Genomic DNA, 4,017 nt, shown 5'->3' on the forward strand with positions numbered 1-4,017 from the left:
GGGAGGGGTGTTGGGGGGGGGGGGGGGATGGGTGTTTGTCCGCTTGCCCCCGTGTAGGCAAGGACCTTGAAGGCGGGGGGGGGGAAGGGGGGGGGGGGGGGGGGGGGGGGGTCCTCCCCCGCTTCTCCTGCCCTTCGGGCTACTGCCAGGCGCAGTGGACGTGGTTGCCCTCGTCCAGTGCTTCCGTCGCGCCGTACGCGCGGCAGGCGCTGACGAAGGTGGCGTTGCTGACGGACATGTTGTCCGCGTCGAACGCGATGCCCTTGTAGTGGTTCGAGTTCGACGAGTGGTCGCCGCCCGCGATCTCGGTGACGAGGAAGGTGTAGCCCCGCTCCGTGGCCAGCTTCAGCATGCCGTTGAGCATGGCCGTGGAGAGCCAGACCTCGCGCTCGCCGACGTCGCTGTAGTTGCTGGTCTCGGCGGTGGTGCCGTTCTTCGTGTCGGTGATGTTCGCCTGGGCCGTGGAGTCGGCGTCGACGACCCCGCTCACGTGATAGGTGAGCAGGGAGATGCGGGAGTTGGCGTCGATCGACGCGGCGAGCTGGGCGCGGCCGGTGCCGCCCCCGCCGCTGCCGGAACCACCGACCAGGGCGTTCCAGGTGTTCGGTCCCACGATGCCGTCCGCCGTCAGGCCGTGCTTGGACTGGAAGTCCCTGGCGGCGTTGGTCGACGCGGTGCCGAAGTCACCGTCGACGACGAGGCCGTACCCGTACCGGTTCAGCTGGGCCTGGGCCGCTTTGGCGGCGTTGCCGGTGCTGCCGCTCTGTACCGTGGCGACCAGCTTGGGCCAGGTCAGCGGGCCCACCGAGCCGTCCGCTGTGAGCCCGTTGGCGCTCTGGAACGCCGAGACCTTCGCCTCGGTCGCGGGACCGAACCGGCCGTCGGCCCCGGTCGTGTACCCGCGGTGGTTGAGCAGGTGCTGGATCGTCGTCACCTGGGCCCCGCTGTCGCCGTTGGCGATGACGGGCCACGTGGCGGCCGAGGCGGTGTTCGGCCCGAGCAGGACGGCCACCATCGCGGCGATGACCGCGGCGACCAGCGCCGGGATGCGTCTGCGCATGTCTCTCCTTCGCGTGCTGCGCCGGCCGGCGTCAGCGGTAGCGGACGTGCAGGTGGTTGTCGTGGTTCGGGTACTGCGTGGTCAGGCCCTCGGAGATCAGCGTCGGGTCGTTGAAGTAGACGACCTCGATGTGCCCGGGGGCCGCCGCGCGGATCGCCTGCACGAGCCGGCGGGTCGCCGCCCGGTCGTAGGTGCCGGACTGCCAGGTGATCCGGCCCGCCGAGCACTGCGCGGAATCGGTGCGGATCGGCCAGATGTCGATGTCGAGCCCGACCTCGTGGCTGGCGTGGCCCGGGATGTCGCCGCCGTGCTCGAAGCCCGCGTCGCCCATCGGCACCCTGCCCCGGCCGGTCGAGGCGAACGACGCGGCTGCGGCCTCCAGCTGGCCGACCGCCGCGGCGGTGGCCCAGTTCGCTGTCGCGTTGCCGTCCGGGTTCTGGTCGCAGATGTGGGTGAAGTTCACCAGCTCGTAGTGCCAGACCAGGTTGCGCCAGGTGTCGGGGCCGACGACTCCGTCGGCGGACAGGCCGGCGTGGCTCTGGAAGGTCTTCACCGCGGTGGCGGTCGCCGGGCCGAAGGCGCCGTCGACCGTCAGGCCCGCCGAACGCTTGGCGTTGAGCAGGTACTGCACGGCCTTCACGGCCGATCCGTTGTCGCCCTGGCGCACCGTGGAGACGAGCTTGCCCCAGGTGTTCGGGCCGACGATGCCGTCCGCCGTCAGGCCCTGGGAGCTCTGGAAGGCCTTGACGGCGGTCGCCGTGCCGGAGCCGAAGACCCCGTCGGCGGCCACGGACTGGCCGTGCGCACCCAACAGGTACTGGAGGGCGACGACGTCAGTGCCTCGGTTGCCCGAGCTCTGCAGGTGGTACGCCGCTCCCGCGAACGCCTGGGCCGGGGTGCCCGTCTGGACGACCAGGGCCGTGGTCAGGGCGAGGAACAGGGCGATCCGGGCGCTGTGCTTGCGCAGACCGGACGATCGGAGCATGGTGCGATCCCTCTCGTGTCGAATCATGTCGGGCTCGATTGCTGGGGGTTACGGGGGACGGGGTGGATTCGGGGACGGGTCGTGGGTGGCGGGTCACGTGCGCTCGGTGGCCTGGCGCGTTCCCGTGGGACGTCCTCGTGGCGGGGCTCAAGGGACCGGGTGCCCGAAGGTCAGGCCGTACCGGTGCTCCAGCTCCCGGATGCGCGGGAGCAGGCCGCTTTCCAGCGCGTGGAGTTCGTCGCGGTGCGCCGCCTCGAAGGCGGTGCGGCGGGCGGTGCGCAGGGGTTCCCGGACCGCTTCCACCGGGGCCATGCAGGCGGCGTAGGCCGCCCCGAGGCCCCGGTCGGCGCGGGCGGCCTCCGCCCCGTCCTCGATGCCCTGGACGGTGCGGTCGACGAGAGCGAAGAAGCCGTCCTCGTCCTCGACCTCGACGCCGTACCGCGTGAGGCAGCCGGGCAGGGTCCGCAGGGCCTCGCGCGCCCGAGGATCGTCCCGGACCGCCGAGACCTCCGGCCACCACAGCGACTGGAGCGGCGAGTACAGCGCCTTGAACTCCTTGGCCGCGGCGCGGCCCTCCGTCGCGCAGCGCTGCTGCGCGGCCCGGTCGGTCCGGCCCGCCCCCCGGCCACCCGGTGAGGCCGACGGCAGGGCGGGCACGCTCATCGTGAGCCCATGCCGCCCGATGAAACCTAGGTCGGGCAGGTCGGACCAGCCGATGTACGCGGGGGGCGGTACCTCGGCGGGCCGCACGCCCGCCCGCTCCGCGCACTCCTGGGTCCGGGCGTGGCTCACCAGTTGGGCGAAGCCGTCGAGACCCTGGGTCAGCCTGCTGTCCGTACCGGTCGCGGGCAGCACCATCGCCGTCAGGTCCCGCTCCGCCGGCAGGCCCCGCGCCACCGCAGGCGGCCGTGCGGGGCCCGGTGCCGTGGGGAGGGACACCGCTGAGAGGCCGGGCGCGGAGCCCCCGCAGCCCGTCAGGGCGGCCGCCGCGATGACGGCGCCCAGGACCGCAGCGGTGATCGGCCTCTTCTTCACAGCGTCTCGTGCCTCTCGGTTGTCCGGGCGCCGCGGGGCCGTCATGCCGGTGGCCCCGCGGCGTGCTGCCGATCCGCCGGGGAGCGGGTCAGTGGGTGATCTTGACCGTGTCGCCGCCGTCGAGCAGGCTGGAGACGCTGAACTGCGTGCCGGCGGAGAGGCCGGTGATGAGCCAGTAGGTCGAGTCGTTGACGCTGTGGTTGCCGTCGTACGCCTGGACGTACCGCTTCGAGCCGGTCACCCAGCCGGACGACTTCTTGTAACGGCCGGCGTAGTGGTCGTAGGTGCGGACGCCGGCGTTGTAGGAGTAGGTCAGGTTCAGGTCACCGCAGCCGCTGGAGGCCTTGGTGGCGATGGTGCCCTGAGACTCGTACTCACCGGTGGTGAGGGTGGTGACCGTGCACGCCTGGGCCGAGGCGGACGCCGCCGGGGCGAGCGTCACGCAGGTGGCGGCCACTCCGGCCAGGGCGAGGGCACCTGCGGTGAGGGTGGTGCTGCGGATGCGACGCATGTCGTGACTCCTGTGGTCGGACGGGTGGTGGTGAGGGACGGTGTGCGAGGGGCCTGTTCCGGCCGCCGCCGTTTCGGGCCCAGCGGAATCCTGACCATGCCGACCGGCGAATGCGTAGGTCCCGTCGCCCAGTCGGGACACTCACGGGACGCGCGCCCACCGGGACGCACGGGAGGGGACGCACGCGGGGACGGGCCGGGAACAGGAAAGGGACGGGGGGAAGGGGACAGGGGGAGGGAAGGGACGGGGGAAGGGGACAGGGGAGGAAGGGACGAGGGAAGGGCGGGTTGCGGGAGGCGAGGGGCACGGGGCTCGGGGGACGGGAGAGGGGGGGGGGGGGGGGGGCCCCCCCCCCCCCCCCCCCCCCCCCCCACCCCCCCCCCCCCCCCCCCCCCCCCCCCCCCCCCCCCCCGCGCCCCCCCCCCC

Annotated in this window: 4 protein-coding genes; all 4 read right to left on the bottom strand. The window is 73.2% G+C overall.

Annotated features, from left to right (window positions below; genetic code table 11):
- Positions 1–139 precede the first annotated feature (139 nt).
- Positions 140–1,060: a peptidoglycan-binding domain-containing protein gene (locus ACZ60W_RS37035; protein WP_469759803.1), complete on the bottom strand. Its 921-nt coding sequence runs from the start codon at positions 1,058–1,060 to the stop codon at positions 140–142.
- 31 nt (positions 1,061–1,091) lie between these two features.
- Positions 1,092–2,045: a peptidoglycan-binding domain-containing protein gene (locus ACZ60W_RS37040; protein WP_469759804.1), complete on the bottom strand. Its 954-nt coding sequence runs from the start codon at positions 2,043–2,045 to the stop codon at positions 1,092–1,094.
- A gap of 147 nt (positions 2,046–2,192) precedes the next feature.
- Entirely contained in the window at positions 2,193–3,080 is an 888-nt protein-coding gene (locus tag ACZ60W_RS37045) for a hypothetical protein (protein ID WP_469759805.1), read from the bottom strand.
- An 88-nt stretch (positions 3,081–3,168) separates the two neighbouring features.
- Positions 3,169–3,591 carry a hypothetical protein gene (locus ACZ60W_RS37050; protein WP_469759806.1) on the bottom strand — a complete coding sequence of 141 codons (423 nt, stop codon included), beginning with the start codon at positions 3,589–3,591 and terminating at the stop codon, positions 3,169–3,171.
- Positions 3,592–4,017 lie beyond the last annotated feature (426 nt).

The sequence above is a fragment of the Streptomyces sp. NPDC104202 genome, from assembly GCF_055584185.1.